Source organism: Limnospira fusiformis SAG 85.79 (assembly GCF_012516315.1).
Taxonomy (GTDB): domain Bacteria; phylum Cyanobacteriota; class Cyanobacteriia; order Cyanobacteriales; family Microcoleaceae; genus Limnospira; species Limnospira fusiformis.
On record NZ_CP051185.1, the window covers coordinates 3,565,063 to 3,581,822 of the forward strand.

Genomic DNA, 16,760 nt, shown 5'->3' on the forward strand with positions numbered 1-16,760 from the left:
AGCCGTCGCGCTATACTCAAATTTTGTCAAACAGCAATGAAAATCGTGCTGGAAAACATCCATAAGTCCTATGGAAAGCGCACTATTGTTAGTCGCGTGAATTTATCTATCTCCCAGGGAGAAATTGTTGGTTTACTGGGTCCGAATGGTGCCGGAAAAACCACCACCTTCTATATAGCCACTGGATTAGAAAAGCCGACCCAGGGGCGTATTTATCTTGACGATCGCAATATTACCCACCTACCGATACACAAACGGGCTAGACTAGGTATAGGGTATTTAGCCCAAGAAGCCAGTATTTTCCGACATCTAAGTGTCCGCGACAATATTCTGTTAATTCTCCAACAAACCCGTGTCCCCCGCCGTCTATGGGAACATAGGCTTAACAGTCTCTTGCAGGATTTTCGGTTAGAAAAAGTCGCTAACAACTTAGGCGTGCAAGTTTCCGGGGGTGAAAGACGCAGGACAGAATTAGCCCGCGCCTTAGCATCAGGGCCATTACCGCCCCATTTTTTGCTATTGGACGAACCCTTTGCGGGAGTTGACCCGATCGCCGTATCAGAGATGCAAGCCATTGTCGCCGATTTACGCGATCGGAATATGGGCATTTTAATTACCGATCATAATGTTCGCGAAACCCTCGCCATTACCGATCGCGCCTATATCATGAGAGACGGACAGATTTTTGCATCAGGGGTAGCAGAAGAACTTTACAACAATCCCCTAGTGCGACAGTATTACCTTGGCGATAGTTTTCAATTATGAAATTAAGCATTACCAAGTCTACACCTTCAACTCGATGGCTACTACCCAACCTATCGGTGTTAGATCGCTACATCATCCAAGAATTGATACCTCCCTTTATCTTTGGGGTAGGATTATTTACCTCAGTTGCTGTCACCGTCGGGACTGTATTTGAATTAGTCCGCCGCGTAGCAGAATCGGGACTTCCGGTCAGTGTAGCTTTTCAGGTATTCCTGTTAAAAATGCCTGATTTTATGGTCCTCGCCTTTCCCATGTCAATGATTTTAACCACATTGATGGTGTATGGGCGACTGTCTAGCGATAGTGAATTAATTGCCATTCGCAGTTGTGGCATTAGTCTTTATCGCCTCGTAATTCCCGCAATTATTTTTAGTTTTTTCGTCACCGGGATGACTTTCGCCTTTAATGAAATAATCGTACCAGCCGCCAACTTTCAGGCTACAATTACCCTGCAAAAATCTCTCAATGAAGACGCACTAAATATCAGGTCAACTAACATCTTTTTCCCAGAATATGAAAGGGTAAGCGTCGAGGGTACTAACCGCCGCGTTAACGTTTTAAGGCGGCTTTTTTATGCCGAAGAATTTGCCGATGGCAAAATGTCAGGAGTCACCATTTTAGATCGTTCCCGCGCCGGAATCACCCAAATTATTTCATCAAGAACCGCCATTTGGAACCCCGAAGAAAGCACCTGGGATTTCTATAACGGCACCGTTTATATTGTAGACCCAGATGGTTCTTATCGTAATATTGCCCGCTTCGACCATAAACAATTATATCTTTCCCGTGTTCCCCTAGACTTAGCCAGCCAAGACCGCGACTATGGGGAAATGAATATCGCCCAAACCAAAGAATACCTAGAATTGATGAAACTCAGTGGCGATCAAGCCAAAATCCTCAAAACCAAAGTACGCATTCAACAAAAATACGCCCTTCCCTTTGTCTGTGTGGTGTTTGGACTGCTGGGGTCTTCCCTCGGTTCTCGTCCAGGACGCACCAACCGCGCCACCAGCTTCGGAATCAGCGTTATGATTATATTTGCCTATTATTTACTCTCTTTTATCACCGGTGCAATGGGCCAGAAAGGAATTCTTAGCCCGTTTATGGCAGCTTGGCTACCAACAATGTTGGGTTTAGGAGTATCTGGCTTTTTGTTGTACCGGAGTGCGGATTGACACTCCCCACTAAAGGCGTGGGGATTCCACATTCACAGACTCGCCGTTAGACAGCAGGCTGGCGCCAACCGCCCAAGAGGACAAATCTCCTGAGCGCGTGAGTTCCGGTATGCCCTACCGTACTGAGTCCTAACTTGAAAATGTTGATAGCGGCATTGATATCTCTGTCGCACTAATCGCACTCGCTTAATTTGCTTGATGTCATAGTAATTAAGGTCGTAAGTTCCCTTGAGCTTCAGAGTTCCGATTCCTTTCCGGTCTGAGAAGGTAATCGCTTTTCGAGTCTCTGACAGCTTCCACCCAGATGATTTGTATTCAACTGAACGGCAATTCTTTTTAAATTTAGGGAAACCTTTTTTACCCTTAATGTTCTTCTTGCAGTTGTCGTAAAATCGGGCTATGGCAGACCAAGAACGTTCCGCAGCCGATTGTCTAGCCATTGAGTTGAGTTCATTGGCAAAAGGAAACTCAGTCGCCAATACTGCACAATATTTATTCAATGCGTACTTGTCTACCTTGATGTCTTTGTTGTCCATCCAGTAGCGCAAGCACTTGTTTTGAATAAATTGGCTAGTACGAATGGCTTCGTCTATGGCTTGATATTGCTTGTCTTTCCCTTTGACTTTGAACTCGTATACAATCATGGCATGAACCATTTGCAACTTACCTTATCTTAGTACACGCATAAAGTCGTCCTATAAGGACGAGGTTAATGACCCAATTTTTTGATAATTAATCAATGACCACAACTCCCAATTTTGTTACCTCCCAGATTACCATTCGTCCCTACCGCGATCGCGACTGGCAACAAGTCTGTCAAGTTCACGATCGCGCCCAACCCGCCGAATTTGCCGGTTCTTGTGATTTAAGAGGGATGCGACCCCTGTCAGAAAATCCCTATATCGCCCGTATTTTCCCCCTCTGTCGCAAGTTTGTCGCCTGTGATGGCAAAAAAGTCATTGGGATTATGGCAATCTACCAAGGCTATATTATCCTGTTGTACATCGATCCAGATTATCAACACCAAGGTATCGGATGCCGTCTTTTGCGTTTGGCGATTAATTTAATCGGTTCCCCAGCCTGGACTATTGTCATGGCGGGGAATAAAAACGCCATTCGGTTTTATGAAAAAGCCGGATTTGTCAAAGTCGAAACCTTTGAAAATACTGTTTCTGGCTATCCCTGTACCTTTGTCCGTATGAAACGCTAAACCCGCCGGTCCGCAGTTAACTTCTATCCTACCCTTAACGATTCAATGCTATGCAATATCCATCCCCAACCGTAAATATTCCCCCCTATACTTGGAATCGTCCCATAGGCCTAGGATGGGAAAAACCCTATACAGTACGCTACCCTAGTAATTTAGATGATGGTCCCTTTCATGGAATGCCTCTAGGGGGTTTTGGCGCGGGTTGCATTGGTCGGTCTCATCGGGGAGACTTTAATCTATGGCATCTTGATGGTGGGGAACATATCTTTCGCCCCCTTCCTGGCTGTCAATTTAGCGTTTTTGAGGAAATCGACGGTAAACGACAAGCCTACGCCCTATCTACCCAGCCTCCCCAAGATGGTAGCTTATCAGCATGGAGTTGGTATCCTACTTCCGATCAACATACCCAAACCGGAACCTATTACGCCCTTTACCCCCGCAGTTGGTTTGTTTATGAAAACGTCTTTCAAACTCAATTAACCTGTGAACAGTTTTCCCCAGTGTGGGGGGGAAATTACCAAGAAACCAGTTATCCTATTGCTGTCTTTGAGTGGATAGCCCACAACCCGACCGATAAACTAATTATCCTCAGTATTTTATTAACCTGGGAAAATACTATCGGCTGGTTTACCAATAGTTTAGAAAACCCCACGGTCAAGGTCCGCGATGATGGTAGTCCCGTCTATGAATATCAGCCCCGCTGGGGAGATAGTCAGGATAATTTGAATCGCTTTGTCGAAGACTTCCACCGTGTTGGTTGTGTGATGACTCGCTTGAATATTAATGACCAACCGAGAGAAGGGGAGGGTCAAATAGCGATCGCCACTATTTCTAACCCCGCCGTTGAGGTATATTATCACAATCGCTGGAACCCTAACGGTAATGGTTACGATATTTGGGAATATTTTTCTAAGGATGGGTCCCTGATTGATATACAGGATGACAGACCCGCCGTTGAAGGTGAAAGAATTGGCGCGGCTTTGGCGGTCCGCTGTATCCTCAGACCCGGAAAAATTCGCAAAATTCCCTTTTTTATCGCCTGGGATTTACCCGTGTGTGAGTTTGAGGCGGGAGTTAGTTACTACCGCCACTATACCGATTTTTTTGGGCGCAATGGTCGTAACGCTTGGTCAATGATTCGGACAGCTATGAAGCATTCCGACACCTGGCGTGAGAATATTGAAGCATGGCAAAATCCAATTCTCAATCGCCAAGATTTACCCCCTTGGTTCAAAATGGCTTTGTTTAATGAACTTTATCTACTGACGGACGGGGGGAGTCTATGGACGGCTACAGATGAGGATCAACCTTGGGGACGGTTTGCTGTCCTCGAATGCTTGGATTATCGTTGGTATGAAAGTCTCGATGTGCGCCTGTATGGGTCCTTTGGCTTGTTGATGTCCTGGCCAGAATTGGAAAAATCGGTGATACGGACTTTTGCTAAGGCGATCGCTACTGCTGATCATACCCCCAGAATTATTGGTTATAATCAAGCCTCAGCTATTCGGAAAGCGGCTGGGGCGACTCCCCATGACTTGGGGGCCCCTAATGAACATCCCTGGGAAAAGACTAACTACACCAGTTATCAGGATTGCAATTTGTGGAAAGATTTACCCTGTGATTTTGTCTTGCAGGTCTATCGCGATTATCTGTTGACAGGGGCTGATGATATTCAGTTTTTGGTAGAATGTTGGCCGGCGATCGTCGAAACTCTCGATTATCTCAAAACCTTCGATCGCGATCAAGATGGTATCCCAGAAAATGGCGGCGCACCAGATCAGACTTTTGATGATTGGCGACTGGTGGGGATTAGCGCCTATTGTGGGGGGTTATGGTTAGCCGCTTTGGAAGCCGCTATTGAGATCGCAAATATCCTACTTTCCCATAATCGTGATCTCACTCCAGATACTACTAAGGCGATCGCTACCTGGACTAATTGGCTAGAGACCGCTAAACCTCTTTATGACCAAACTCTCTGGAATGGTAGCTACTACAATCTCGACAGTCAGAGTGGATCTGATGTCGTCATGGCTGATCAACTTTGTGGTCAGTTTTATGCCGCTTTATTAGGTTTGCCCGATATTGTCCCGCCACATCGCGCACAAGTGGCGCTACAAACCATTTATCAAGCCTGCTTCCAGAATTTTCATAATGGCAAGTTTGGAGCCGCTAACGGTGTCAGAACTACCGGAGAACCCATGAATCCTAACGATACCCACCCCCTAGAGGTATGGACTGGGATTAATTTCGGTCTGGGCGCTTTCTTTATTCAAATGGGGATGAAAGAAGAGGCTTTTCAACTCGCCGAAGCCGTGATCACTCAAGTATATCAAAACGGCCTCCAGTTCCGCACCCCAGAAGCTATTACCGCCGCCGGAACTTTCCGCGCTAGTCACTATCTCCGCGCTATGGCAATTTGGGCTATGTATTATCAAATACAACACCCCTAGTTAATTATTCTGGTGCGTCAGCCATCCAACTATTTGTGGCCATCATGATGATTCTATCTGACGCACCCTACCCCCTACCCATGTCTAATCATGATTACTGTGGTCGTCTGACCCACCAAGGGTGTTAATTATTCTGGTGCGTCAGCCATCCAACTATTTTGTGGCGTTATGGTCGAAAGGGAAGTCGCCTTCCCCAACTCCAATTCAAAACCGTGCTTGATACTTTCACATCACACGGCTCCTGATGTGGATACCCCTTTTGACATCGGGAACAGGGTAACAACTTCCTGCTTTGTGACTTCAACTTTTAGAGCTATAGCAAAAAACAGAAAAGTTAGGACGTATAATGGCAAGGATATCTACAGAAGACCCAAAATGCCAGCCCCCTACAGTTACGACCTTAGACAAAAAGTTATTAATGCAATTGAACTAGACGGTATACCCAAAACCGAAGCCAGTCAAGTTTTCCATGTCAGCCGGAACACCATCAATCTCTGGCTGCAAAGAAAAGAACACACCGGCGACTTCCTCCCTAAACCTAATCGCCCACCTGGTCATAGCCACCAAATTACCGACTGGCAGAAATTCCAGGCTTTTGCCCAAGAGCATGGCCACAAAACCTCCGCTCAAATGGCTCAACTTTGGGATGACGACATCTCTCCTCGCACCATATCCAGAGCCTTGAAGAAAATTGGCTTCACCAGAAAAAAAACTTACGGCTACCAAGAACGTGATGAGCAACAGCGAGAGGAGTTTATTGCTCAGATTCAACATATGGAGCCGGAAGGGTTGGTTTACCTCGATGAAGCTGGCATGAATAGTCAAGACTCGGATTATCCTTATGGTTACTGCGAGGAAGGACAACGCTTCGGTGCCCTCAAATCCGGGAAGAGGCAGGGCAGGGTGAGCTATATGGCCGCATGGTGTCATCAACAACTCTTAGCCCCCTTTACCTTTGAGGGTTGTTGTAATCGGACAGTGTTTGAGTTGTGGCTGGAGTTCATCTTAATTCCAACATTGAAGCCAGGTCAAACTCTGGTAGGGGTCGAAAGGGAAGTCGCCTTCCCCAACTCCCATTCAAAACCGTGCTTGATACTTTCGCATCACACGGCTCCTGATGTGGACACCCTATTTGTCATTAGGAACAGGGTGACAAATCCCTGCTTTTGTGACTTCAACTTTAGGAAGCTATATACAACACGTAGTCTTTAAACTCGCTCACGTCATGCACTTTTATAGCACCAGACAGGAAAGTTAGGACGTATAATGGAGAGGACGAGATGACTAAGAAGAACAAAAATGCCAGCCCCCTATAGTTACGACCTCAGACAAAAAGTTATTGATGCAATTGCACTAGACGGTATGCCCAAAACAGAAGCCAGTCAAGTTTTCCATGTCAGCCGGAACACCATTAATCTCTGGCTGCAAAGAAAAGCACAGACCGGAGACTTCCTCCCTAAACCTAATCACCCACCTGGCAATAACCACAAAATTACCGACTGGCAGAAATTCCAGGCTTTTGCCCAAGAGCATGGCCACAAAACCTCCGCTCAAATGGCTCAACTTTGGGATGACGACATCTCTCCTCGCACCATATCCAGAGCCTTGAAGAAAATTGGCTTCACCAGAAAAAAAACTTACGGCTACCAAGAAGGTGATCAGCAACAGCGAGAGGAGTTTATTGCTCAGATTGAACAGATGGAGCGACAAGAAGTGGTCTACCTCGATGAAGCTGGCATGAATAGTCAAGACTCGGATTATCCTTATGGTTACTGCGAGGAAGGACAACGCTTCGGTGCCCTCAAATCCGGGAAGAGGCAGGGCAGGGTGAGCTATATGGCCGCATGGTGTCATCAACAACTCTTAGCCCCCTTTACCTTTGAGGGTTGTTGTAATCGGACAGTGTTTGAGTTGTGGCTGGAGTTCATCTTAATTCCAACATTGAAGCCAGGTCAAACTCTGGTAGGGGTCGAAAGGGAAGTCGCCTTCCCCAACTCCCATTCAAAACCGTGCTTGATACTTTCGCATCACACGGCTCCTGATGTGGACACCCTATTTGTCATTAGGAACAGGGTGACAAATCCCTGCTTTTGTGACTTCAACTTTAGGAAGCTATATACAACACGTAGTCTTTAAACTCGCTCACGTCATGCACTTTTACATCATCGCAGTCTCTATATCCACACCGTGACTAGTGGGCATATCCCAACCATTACAGTTAGGCATTGGCTTTTAGTCACATCCTTTCCCCTTATGGGGTTAGGGGTCGAGAGTGAAGTCACCTTCACCCTCTCCCATTCAGAACCGTGCTTGATAGTTTCCCATCACACGGCTCCTGGTGTGGATACCCTATTTGTCAAAGGAGCAGAATCAAGAGACCTGCTTTCTACTTCGATGTTCAGAGCTATATGCACCACGTAGTCTTTAAACTCGTCCTCGCCATTATACTCTTACTGACCGCAGTATCTATATCCCCACCGTGACCTGTGGGCATATCCCAACCATGACAATTGGGCTTTAGCTTCTGGTCACATCCTTCACCCTCTAAGCATGCGCTTACATTTTTCACTACTGCCTTGTGAATAGCATTACTCACTGGTTTATAGGCAGAGCGTTAGAGGGGTTACAACGTTCCGATTATATGGGCATTCCATCGTTAGATTTGTCCTCTCCGCCGGGGTACTTTTAAAGGTCTGTATAGGTAGTCGCACGAACCCCCTACTTTTCCCCTTGCCCTTTTGAGCGCAGCGTGTCAACCTATTTCGCTGCTAGTGTATTACGATGGTTCAAGTCGGACATTCGGTCTTGCTAATCATAGATGGTTGGCAGTGGTCGCGTCTTGGTAGTAGGTTCTACCTCACGCCTTCCGTTCCCCGCTTCAATCCTGGAGTTATGATTTCCAAAACTGGGGGTGGCTATCGCCGTTACTCTCTACTCCCTGATTTCTCAGTTCGTTTATGACCTTGAGTTCCCTGCCTTGCTTAGTTCCCTAAGCGTCGGGACATATAACCAGTTATGAGGATGGTCAGGAGAGGTCTCCTTATATCCAGATTCGGAGCTGGAATCCTCACCGGGTAGTTATTTCGGGCATTTCAGCCCTATTTCATACCCGAACGTCTCGCACCATGCGCTTACACTTTTCACTACTCTACGAGATGTGCTCGCAGAGAGCCTAATAGGGGTTTAAACGTTCCGTATATATGGGCATTCCATCTTTAGATTTGTCCTATCCACCGGGGTACTTATAAAGGTCTGTACAGGTAACCGTTTCAATTCCCTGTTTTTCCCCTTGCCCTTTTGGGCGCAGCGTGTCAACATATTTCGCTGCCCATTGTTAACGATGGTTCAAGCCAGACATTCGGTTTCCCTAATCTCCTGGATGGTTGGCAGTGGTCGCCTTTAGTAGTATGTTCTATAGCACAAGACAGAACACTTAGGACGTATAATGGAGAGGACGAGATGACTAAGAAGACCCAAAATGCCAGCCCCCTATAGTTACGACCTCAGACAAAAAGTTATTGATGCCATTGAACTAGACGGTATGCCCAAAACAGAAGCCAGTCAAGTTTTCCATGTCAGCAGGAACACCATTAATCTCTGGCTGCAAAGAAAAGCACAGACCGGAGACTTCCTCCCTAAACCTCATCACCGACCTGGCAATAACCACAAAATTACCGACTGGCAAAAATTCAAGGCTTTTGCCCAAGAGCATGGCCACAAAACCTCCGCTCAAATGGCTGAACTTTGGGATGACGACATCTCTCCTCGCGCCATATCCAGAGCCTTGAAGAAAATTGGCTTCACCAGAAAAAAAAACTTACGGCTACCAAGAACGTTGGAAGCAACAGCGAGAGGAGTTTATGGCTCAGATTGAACAGATGGAGCCGGAAGAAGTGGTCTACCTCGATGAAGCCGGCATGAATAGTCAGGACTCGGATTACCCCTATGGTTACTGCGAGGAAGGAAAACGCTTCCATGCACTCAAATCAGGGAAGAGGCAGGGCAGGGTAAGTATGATAGCCGCATGGTGTCATCAACAACTCTTAGCTCCCTTTAGCTTTGAGGGTTGTTGTAATCGGACAGTGTTTGAGTTGTGGTTGGAGTTCATCTTAATTCCAACATTGAAGCCAGGTCAGACTCTAGTATTGGACAATGCAACGTTTCATAAAGGGGGGCGGATTGCTGAACTGGTGGAGGCAGCTCAATGCCGTTTACTCTATCTACCACCTTATTCGCCAGACCTCAACAAGATAGAGAAATGTTGGTCGTGGCTGAAAGCCCGTATTCGCCACTGCATTGAGCAGTTTGATTCTCTCCATGATGCCATGGATTCCGTTCTCAAAGCTGCGTCCTAACCACCTTGACTAATGCTATACATCACGTCTTCCGTTCCCCGCTTCAATCCTGGGTTTGTGATTCCCAAAACTGGGGGTGGCTACCGCCTTTACTCTTTCCCATAATCGCCCCAAGTGAGTTTAATACTCCTCCTAAGTATACTTGGACGGTATATTGCTATTTCTTAAAATGGGATTGACCTTGAGTTTCCTGCCTTGCTCGTTTTAGACCGAGCGTCGGAACATATAGCACCAGACAGGAAAGTTAGGACGTATAATGGAGAGGACGAGATGACTAAGAAGACCAAAAATGCCAGCCCCCTACAGTTACGACCTTAGACAAAAAGTTATCAATGCAATTGAACTAGACGGTATGTCCAAAACCAAAGCCAGTCAAGTTTTCCATGTCAGCCGGAACACCATCAATCTCTGGCTGCAAAGAAAAGAACACACCGGCGACTTCCTCCCTAAACCTAATCGCCCACCTGGTCATAGCCACCAAATTACCGACTGGCACAAATTCAAGGCTTTTGCCCAAGAGCATGGCCACAAAACCTCCGCTCAAATGGCTGAACTTTGGGATGACGACATCTCTCCTCGCACCATATCCAGAGCCTTGAAGAAAATTGGCTTCACCAGAAAAAAAACTTACGGCTACCAAGAACGTTGGAAGCAACAGCGAGAGGAGTTTATGGCTCAGATTGAACAGATGGAGCCACAAGAAGTGGTCTACCTCGATGAAGCCGGCATGAATAGTCAGGACTCGGATTACCCTTATGGTTACTGCGAGGAAGGAAAACGCTTCCATGCCCTCAAATCAGGGAAGAGGCAGGGCAGGGTGAGCTATATAGCCGCATGGTGTTATCAACAACTCTTAGCTCCCTTTACCTTTGAGGGTTGTTGTAATCGGACAGTGTTTGAGTTGTGGTTGGAGTTGATCTTAATTCCAACATTGAAGCCAGGTCAGACTCTAGTATTGGACAATGCAACGTTTCATAAAGGGGGGCGGATTGCTGAACTGGTGGAGGCAGCTCCATGCCGTTTACTCTATCTTCCGCCTTATTCGCCAGACCTCAACAAGATAGAGAAATGTTGTTCGTGGTTGAAAGCCCGCATTCGCCATTGTATTGAGCAGTTTGATTCTCTCCATGATGCCATGGATTCTGTTCTCAAGGCTGCGTCCTAACCGTATTGACTAGTGCTATATATACAGTTAGGGGGTAAACTGGGTCGAGTCAGTCTATCTCCCTCTAGGAGGTTATTTCAGGCATTGCAGCCTTATTTCATTCCTAAACGTCTCGCACAGTACTGGACAATGCAACGTTTCATAAAGGGGGGCGGATTGCTGAACTGGTGGAGGCGGCTCAATGCCGTTTACTCTATCTTCCGCCTTATTCGCCAGACCTCAACAAGATAGAGAAATGTTGGTCGTGGTTGAAAGCCCGCATTCGCCATTGTATTGAGCAGTTTGGTTCTTTCCATGATGCCATGGATTCTGTTCTCAAGACTGCGTCCTAACCGTATTGACTAGTGCTATATTACCATGGTTCAAGTCGGACATTCAGTTTCCTTAATCATAGATGGTTGGCAGTGGTCGAGTAGGAGGTAGGCTCCTCCACACGCCTTCCGTTCCCCGCTTCAATCCTGGGGTTATGATTCCCAAAACTGGGGGTGGCTATCGCCGTTACCCTCTGCTCTGTGATTTCTCGGTTCGCTTAGGACCTTGGGTTCCCTGCCTTGCTTAGTTCCCTAAGCGTCGGGACATGTAAACAGTTATGAGGATGGTCAGGAGTGCGCTCCTTATATCCAAATTCGGGGCTGTAATCCTCACCGGGTAGTGATTTCGGCCATTTCAGCCCTATTTCATACCCGAACGTCTCGCACCATACGCTTACATTTTTCACTACTGCCTGTGAGTAATATTGCTCACTTATTGATGGGCAGAGCATTAGAGGGGTTACAACGTTCCGTTTATACGGGCATTCCATCGTTAGATTTGTCCTATCCACCGGGGTACTTTTAAAAGTCTGTGAAGATGGTGTGTCGAAACCTCTTCTTTTCCCCTTGTTCTTTTGAACGCAGCGTATCAACCTATTTCGCTGCTTACTGATGACGGTGGTTCAAGCCAGACATTCGGTTTCCCTAATCATGGATGGTTGGCAGTGGTCGCATCTTGGTAGTGAGTTCTACCTCACGCCTTCCGTTCCCCGCTTCAATCCTGGAGTTATGATTTCCAAAACTGGGGGTGGCTAACGCCGTTACTCTCTACTCCCTGCTATATCATGGAGTCTACACTCTCCAATCAAAACAGTTTGTTTATGACCTTGAGTCCCCTGCCTTGTTTGGAAGGTTGTCTTTCCAAACGTTGGGACATATAAACAGTTATGGGGATGGTCAGGAGCGAGATCCTTATATTCAACCAAGGGGCTGAAATTCCCACCAGGAGGTTATTTCGGGTATCTCAACCCTATTTCATGCCTGAACGTCTCGCACCAACATTATCAGAAAATCATAATAATATTTAGTATTTGAGACTTACAGCCATATAGTTATCTGTTGAGAGATTATATTCTCCAGGCGATCGCTATATAAATCCCCCCTTCCAGCTATAATCTAGCTAGGCTATTATTGACAACCCAGACATCTACATCTGTAGGAAATTACCCCCATTGATGAATGTCCTAGTATCCGATAGATAATGGCTAGAGTATTTCACCATAGTAATATTTGGGAAAAAATTGATGATGAACACACCTAATTTTTTGTCAATTCAATCCTGGAAACAGTCAGAATTTTGGCTGATGGCGATCGCCGCCGGTTTAATGTCAATTCACCTCACCCTAATTTATCATCGTAATAACGTCAGTTTTTTGGCACTAAGTATCATGTTTTGGCTATCTGCATCTTCCTTGGTATGGGAGAAAATCCAGGAATTAGCAAAGCAAACCAGCAGCCCCTGGGCCACCTTATTAGGGATGCTAATAATTGCCATAGTGTTGCTAAAAAGCGCTACCCGTCCTACTTCTAACTGGTTAGGGATTTCGCCATTTATATCAGCCCTGGGCTGGACACTAATAGCTTCCGGTTTTAGTGGCTTTCGGGAATACTGGCGGGAACTAACAATCTTATTTTTTCTGGGTGTTCCCAAAGTATTTATTTGGCCGTTAGTAGATATTTCAGGTATTACCGCTAAATTTGCCGCCTTAATTTTATGGTACGCTGGGGCTGATGTTTCTCTGGATAAATTTAACGTCATGCTACCGGAGGGAGGAGTGAGTGTCAATATGGGATGTTCCGGGTTAGAAGGAATGTTTTACCTGTTAGGATTATCAGTGCTATTTCTGGTGATGTTTCCCCTAGAGGTACTCTGGAAAAAAATTATTATTCCCGTGGTAGCAGTATTAATTAGTTTTGTAGTCAATGGATTTCGGATTGTCTTATTAGCTGTGCTGGCTAATGCCCAAAAACCCGAAGCAGTTGATTACTGGCACGTCGGAGAAGGTTCTCTGATATTTTCTATGATTTCGGTGGCATTGTTTGGCTGTTTTTGTTGGTTTATGATTAAACAGGATACACCACCAACTAATCAAGACACCCTCAGCCCATAAATGTTATGAAAATCTGGGAAAATTTGCGAATTTCATTACTTGTGCTAACATTTGGGGGAGTAGTTATAGTTCTAGGAAAATCAATCCTAGAGCCCCAGAAAACTACTGAACAAGTTGTCGAACTCTTTACCTTTCCGGCGATCATCCCCTTACCTGGATGGCAGCATCAGGAAAGTGAAGCACTGACAGAACCCTGGGGAAATACTTATCGTTATCAGCAGAATGATAAAATTCTACAGATAGAAATGCGATATGTTGATCATCCTCATCCCAATGAAAAACTGTTTCGCCAGTATGATCCGAGGGATGCTTCTGTTACGGCACAATTTCCGACACTAACTCGCACCAATAATACAGGTTCCTATAGCCTTTCGGTTGACAATTACCGTGTCTACCTTCGATCTTGTATTAATCCACGATCGCCTAGTGCTATCACCTACGAACAGTTCATTCAAAACCGCTATACCTATGACTTACACTTTTCCCGACTTATACCAGTTATCATGGGAGCAGAACCCCTAAGAGATCACCGATGTTTGTGGTCTCATTTATCACTGCCAATTTCCAATAATTCTTTTGAGGAAACTTACCCAATTTTAGAGGAAGTTTGGCAAGTGTGGTATCAGTGGTGGCATCCTCGTTTCCCTCGACTTGAGCGCTGATTATACCCGTTCTCAATTTACCAACTTTTAAACCTATGACTCAATCTGATGGCAAGCCTCTTAATGATAAAATAGAGGTACTTTGGAAGTTCAGCTCTAACCTGTTAAAAACTATTCCTCCCCTGCGAGCGGTTGGCTACGGGTTATTATTTTTATCAATGCTAGATTTGCTCACCATTATACTTCCTCCCCAACTTATGAACCCGGTTTGGGAGTTTCAAACTATGGGGGGGATTGTGGAAAGGTCTGCTGTTCCTCTCATTTCTCTGGTGTTTATTTTCTTTGGGGAACGCAATTTACGAGGTCGATTTGAAGAACCTTTGTTAATGTTCATGTCCTGGTTTTCCTTACTGTTAGGTGTACTATTTATTTTAATGGTTCCCCTAGGGATTTTCAACACTCTGAGAATTGAGCAACAAAGCAGTGAGCAAATTGATAGTCAAGTGGAACAACGCATCACGGATATTCAAACGGTTCAGCAGCAGTTAGAACAGACCACATCAGAAGACCAAATGCGGGAACTTATCAGCCGTCTGGATACCCAAGGACGCTCTCCTGATATTCAAAACCGGGAACAGGTGAACCAAATTAAAGAAGAGCTTTCTGGTTTTCTGTCTACTACGGCGCAAAGGACTCAAATTGAAGCAGAACAAACCCGCAGAAACCGCAGAATTACCCTCTTCAAAAATTCGGTTAAGTGGAATATAGGGGCTTTGGTTTCCGGTGTCTTATTTGTGACTATTTGGAGAGGAACAGCTTGGGCTAGGAAAAAAGTTTAAGCAGTTACTCAGCGACTATTAAACGGGGGAAGAACTAGACGATCGCATGGGTATCAACTTGGAGGAAATCCGAGAAATTAGTGCGATCGCATCTTCTTCTAAAGATTGATAATTAGAAGGGAAAGGATAACGCCCTTGTCTATCAGCTTTCAGATAAACAAAATCACAGACAGCCCGCCGGAAATTAGTCTGATTATTAATCTTTAATTGGTCTATACATACTCCGGTCAGTGTAGCTTGCTCAAAATTTGTATGGAAAGCTAAAGCATTTGACAAATTTACTTCTTCGAGGTTAGCGCGAGTTAAATTAGCATTTTCCAGGTTAGCCGACCGTAAGTCTGTACCTAATAAATTAGCACTTAATAGATTAGCTTTACACCATTTAGTTTCACTGGCGATCACTCCCATTAATTGCGATCGGTAAAGATTTGCGCCACTAAAATCAGCACCCTGAATATCAGCACCTCGAAAATCTACACCCACCAAATGAGCATTAGTAAAATTGACATTTCGCAAGTCAGCACCTTTAAAACTTGACCCTTGCAAATAAGCCCCAGTAAAATCAGCCTCTTTCAAATAACTACCATCAAAATGAGCTTGATCACCCTCAACATTTTGGAAACTTCCCTTTAAACAATAGGCTCCTTTTAAATCCGTATCTGTGAGGTTAGTTTCTCTAAAATTAATCCCTTTGAGATACATTCCTTTGAGGTTAGCATTCATCAGATCCGGCTGTACTTCCGGGTAATCTTCTCGCCATTTGTTCCAAAATGCAACCCCTCGTCTCAAGCAGGTTAACTGTTCCTGGTTTACCACTGTTAAGCCACCCCCTAATTTAGATTCTACTGAATATTCAGGAATTTTAAAAGTTGCTAATTGGGACATACATACTACCCTCAATTTATGGGATTATTTGTAGTTATAAAACATATCTGAGGCGATCATATCATCAATTTTATTTATATAAAAATAAATTATGGATGGTTGGAGATATATATAGGGAGCCATATCAATCTAATTTCCCCTTCAGCTAAATGGTATATATACTTAATAGGTGTGGGAGTTAGTTGTTGAAGTAATTTTAAGCAATTTTCATACTTAAATTTACACTGATGAGTGTAGCACCCTAATGGCCTAGAAAACATCTACCTAGAGAATGATGATCGCCTCAGATATAATTGCTAGTATCGCTAACTTTAAATTAATCCTCACAGCCATGATTATACAGTTGTTAATATTACATTAACCACAGCACACAACCAGGTTGAACCGTAGTAACAATGGCTCAATCAGCACCCGGTAGGGATAGTGGTGACTTTTTACTAAAAAGTGGGCCTTTTTATTGACATTGCCTAAATCGATGATTAGACTGGTGTTAAATACAGAAAAACTACAGCCATATGAGGGGTGAATCACCCTACCGAGGCTGTAGTAAAAAGCGATCGCGTACCGTGCGCGTAGCAGGTACTCTCCATCGTAATTTAGTGAGGAATTTCAAGATATGGAAGCTGTTCTCATTGGTGTGATCTTACTAGGATTAATCTGGCGAACGGAACCCGCTCCAGCCAAAAAACCAGCACCTCCCAAGCGATTTTATGTTGACAAGAAAATTCTCAAAAGGGTTACCACCAACAGCAAAGTCCCCGCCGACTGGGGGGATCCAGATGATGATTAGGATTGAATTTCCAGTTAATTATACCCACTTAATCATGATTAATGAGACCAGATAAAACCTCAGATATTTTGATTTTTGGCAGGGATAAATCAGCTTAATTTT

15 protein-coding genes and 4 pseudogenes are annotated in these 16,760 nt (G+C 45.0%); 17 read left to right on the forward strand and 2 right to left on the reverse strand.

All coding sequences use genetic code 11. From position 1 onward, the window contains the following. Positions 1–36 precede the first annotated feature (36 nt). Both lptB and HFV01_RS16765 read left to right on the forward strand, forming a co-directional pair. A complete protein-coding gene (gene lptB, locus HFV01_RS16760; RefSeq protein ID WP_035759721.1) occupies positions 37–765 on the forward strand; it encodes an LPS export ABC transporter ATP-binding protein in 729 nt (242 codons plus the stop codon). Continuing rightward, positions 762–1,940 carry an LptF/LptG family permease gene (locus tag HFV01_RS16765; RefSeq protein ID WP_006626303.1) on the forward strand — a complete coding sequence of 393 codons (1,179 nt, stop codon included), beginning with the start codon at positions 762–764 and terminating at the stop codon, positions 1,938–1,940. Before lptB ends, HFV01_RS16765 begins: the two co-directional genes overlap by 4 nt. Positions 1,941–2,104: 164 nt before the next feature. Here the strand turns inward: HFV01_RS16765 and HFV01_RS16770 are convergent. Continuing rightward, positions 2,105–2,584: pseudogene (locus tag HFV01_RS16770) on the reverse strand (nuclease/transposase family protein); the annotation flags it as partial. Between the two features lie 95 nt (positions 2,585–2,679). Between HFV01_RS16770 and HFV01_RS16775 the strand changes: the two are divergent. From HFV01_RS16775 to hpsJ-A, 14 genes and pseudogenes are all read left to right on the forward strand, one after another. Further along, the gene (locus HFV01_RS16775; protein ID WP_006626305.1) at positions 2,680–3,150 is read left to right on the forward strand and encodes a GNAT family N-acetyltransferase; all 471 of its coding nucleotides are present in this window, start codon (positions 2,680–2,682) and stop codon (positions 3,148–3,150) included. 50 nt (positions 3,151–3,200) lie between these two features. Next, a complete protein-coding gene (locus HFV01_RS16780; RefSeq protein ID WP_006626306.1) occupies positions 3,201–5,600 on the forward strand; it encodes a GH116 family glycosyl hydrolase in 2,400 nt (799 codons plus the stop codon). Between the two features lie 375 nt (positions 5,601–5,975). Next, a pseudogene (locus HFV01_RS16785) lies at positions 5,976–6,641 on the forward strand (IS630 family transposase); the annotation flags it as partial. A 258-nt stretch (positions 6,642–6,899) separates the two neighbouring features. Further along, a pseudogene (locus tag HFV01_RS16790) lies at positions 6,900–7,565 on the forward strand (IS630 family transposase); the annotation flags it as partial. Positions 7,566–8,381: 816 nt separating this feature from the next. Next, positions 8,382–8,561: a hypothetical protein gene (locus tag HFV01_RS16795; protein WP_006625930.1), complete on the forward strand. Its 180-nt coding sequence runs from the start codon at positions 8,382–8,384 to the stop codon at positions 8,559–8,561. Positions 8,562–8,897: 336 nt separating this feature from the next. Further along, the gene (locus HFV01_RS16800; RefSeq protein WP_082113526.1) at positions 8,898–9,095 is read left to right on the forward strand and encodes a hypothetical protein; all 198 of its coding nucleotides are present in this window, start codon (positions 8,898–8,900) and stop codon (positions 9,093–9,095) included. After that, positions 9,079–9,955, forward strand: a protein-coding gene (locus HFV01_RS16805) for an IS630 family transposase (protein WP_108614970.1) whose coding sequence is annotated in 2 segments (ribosomal slippage) — positions 9,079–9,408 and positions 9,410–9,955 — 876 coding nt in all. Because the reading frame shifts where the segments join, the coding sequence is not laid out codon by codon here. The genes HFV01_RS16800 and HFV01_RS16805 overlap by 17 nt, the downstream gene beginning before the upstream one ends. Before the next feature lie 289 nt (positions 9,956–10,244). Further along, the gene (locus tag HFV01_RS16810) at positions 10,245–11,120 is read left to right on the forward strand and encodes an IS630 family transposase (protein ID WP_006669732.1); all 876 of its coding nucleotides are present in this window, start codon (positions 10,245–10,247) and stop codon (positions 11,118–11,120) included. Between the two features lie 119 nt (positions 11,121–11,239). After that, positions 11,240–11,452: pseudogene (locus HFV01_RS16815) on the forward strand (transposase); the annotation flags it as partial. A 62-nt stretch (positions 11,453–11,514) separates the two neighbouring features. Continuing rightward, positions 11,515–11,679: a hypothetical protein gene (locus HFV01_RS16820; protein ID WP_193520228.1), complete on the forward strand. Its 165-nt coding sequence runs from the start codon at positions 11,515–11,517 to the stop codon at positions 11,677–11,679. Between the two features lie 370 nt (positions 11,680–12,049). Beyond that, positions 12,050–12,187: a hypothetical protein gene (locus tag HFV01_RS16825; protein ID WP_193520229.1), complete on the forward strand. Its 138-nt coding sequence runs from the start codon at positions 12,050–12,052 to the stop codon at positions 12,185–12,187. A 488-nt stretch (positions 12,188–12,675) separates the two neighbouring features. After that, positions 12,676–13,542, forward strand: a complete 867-nt coding sequence (gene crtA, locus HFV01_RS16830; RefSeq protein ID WP_006620331.1) for a cyanoexosortase A — start codon at positions 12,676–12,678, stop codon at positions 13,540–13,542. 5 nt (positions 13,543–13,547) lie between these two features. Further along, positions 13,548–14,204 carry a cyanoexosortase A system-associated protein gene (locus HFV01_RS16835; protein WP_006669733.1) on the forward strand — a complete coding sequence of 219 codons (657 nt, stop codon included), beginning with the start codon at positions 13,548–13,550 and terminating at the stop codon, positions 14,202–14,204. A gap of 35 nt (positions 14,205–14,239) precedes the next feature. Beyond that, positions 14,240–14,983: an HpsJ-like protein, cyanoexosortase A-associated gene (gene hpsJ-A / locus HFV01_RS16840; RefSeq protein WP_006620333.1), complete on the forward strand. Its 744-nt coding sequence runs from the start codon at positions 14,240–14,242 to the stop codon at positions 14,981–14,983. Positions 14,984–15,001: 18 nt separating this feature from the next. Here the strand turns inward: hpsJ-A and HFV01_RS16845 are convergent, their stop codons facing one another. Then, on the reverse strand, positions 15,002–15,868 hold the full coding sequence (locus tag HFV01_RS16845) for a pentapeptide repeat-containing protein (RefSeq protein ID WP_193520230.1): 867 nt from the start codon (positions 15,866–15,868) through the stop codon (positions 15,002–15,004). Between the two features lie 616 nt (positions 15,869–16,484). Here HFV01_RS16845 and HFV01_RS16850 point away from each other — a divergent pair. Next, complete coding sequence (locus tag HFV01_RS16850) at positions 16,485–16,658, forward strand: hypothetical protein (RefSeq protein ID WP_006620335.1); 174 nt, start codon at positions 16,485–16,487, stop codon at positions 16,656–16,658. Positions 16,659–16,760 lie beyond the last annotated feature (102 nt).

What these genes read in the sequence shown, in the direction of transcription:
- HFV01_RS16835 (WP_006669733.1), top strand. Translation starts at nt 13,548, where the DNA reads ATGAAAATCTGGGAAAATTTGCGAATTTCATTACTTGTGCTAACATTT.
- HFV01_RS16850 (WP_006620335.1), top strand. Translation starts at nt 16,485, where the DNA reads ATGGAAGCTGTTCTCATTGGTGTGATCTTACTAGGATTAATCTGGCGA.
- HFV01_RS16765 (WP_006626303.1), top strand. Translation starts at nt 762, where the DNA reads ATGAAATTAAGCATTACCAAGTCTACACCTTCAACTCGATGGCTACTA.
- crtA (WP_006620331.1), top strand. Translation starts at nt 12,676, where the DNA reads ATGATGAACACACCTAATTTTTTGTCAATTCAATCCTGGAAACAGTCA.
- HFV01_RS16795 (WP_006625930.1), top strand. Translation starts at nt 8,382, where the DNA reads ATGGTTCAAGTCGGACATTCGGTCTTGCTAATCATAGATGGTTGGCAG.
- hpsJ-A (WP_006620333.1), top strand. Translation starts at nt 14,240, where the DNA reads ATGACTCAATCTGATGGCAAGCCTCTTAATGATAAAATAGAGGTACTT.
- HFV01_RS16775 (WP_006626305.1), top strand. Translation starts at nt 2,680, where the DNA reads ATGACCACAACTCCCAATTTTGTTACCTCCCAGATTACCATTCGTCCC.
- HFV01_RS16780 (WP_006626306.1), top strand. Translation starts at nt 3,201, where the DNA reads ATGCAATATCCATCCCCAACCGTAAATATTCCCCCCTATACTTGGAAT.
- HFV01_RS16820 (WP_193520228.1), top strand. Translation starts at nt 11,515, where the DNA reads ATGGTTGGCAGTGGTCGAGTAGGAGGTAGGCTCCTCCACACGCCTTCC.
- HFV01_RS16845 (WP_193520230.1), bottom strand. Translation starts at nt 15,868, where the DNA reads ATGTCCCAATTAGCAACTTTTAAAATTCCTGAATATTCAGTAGAATCT.
- HFV01_RS16810 (WP_006669732.1), top strand. Translation starts at nt 10,245, where the DNA reads ATGCCAGCCCCCTACAGTTACGACCTTAGACAAAAAGTTATCAATGCA.
- lptB (WP_035759721.1), top strand. Translation starts at nt 37, where the DNA reads ATGAAAATCGTGCTGGAAAACATCCATAAGTCCTATGGAAAGCGCACT.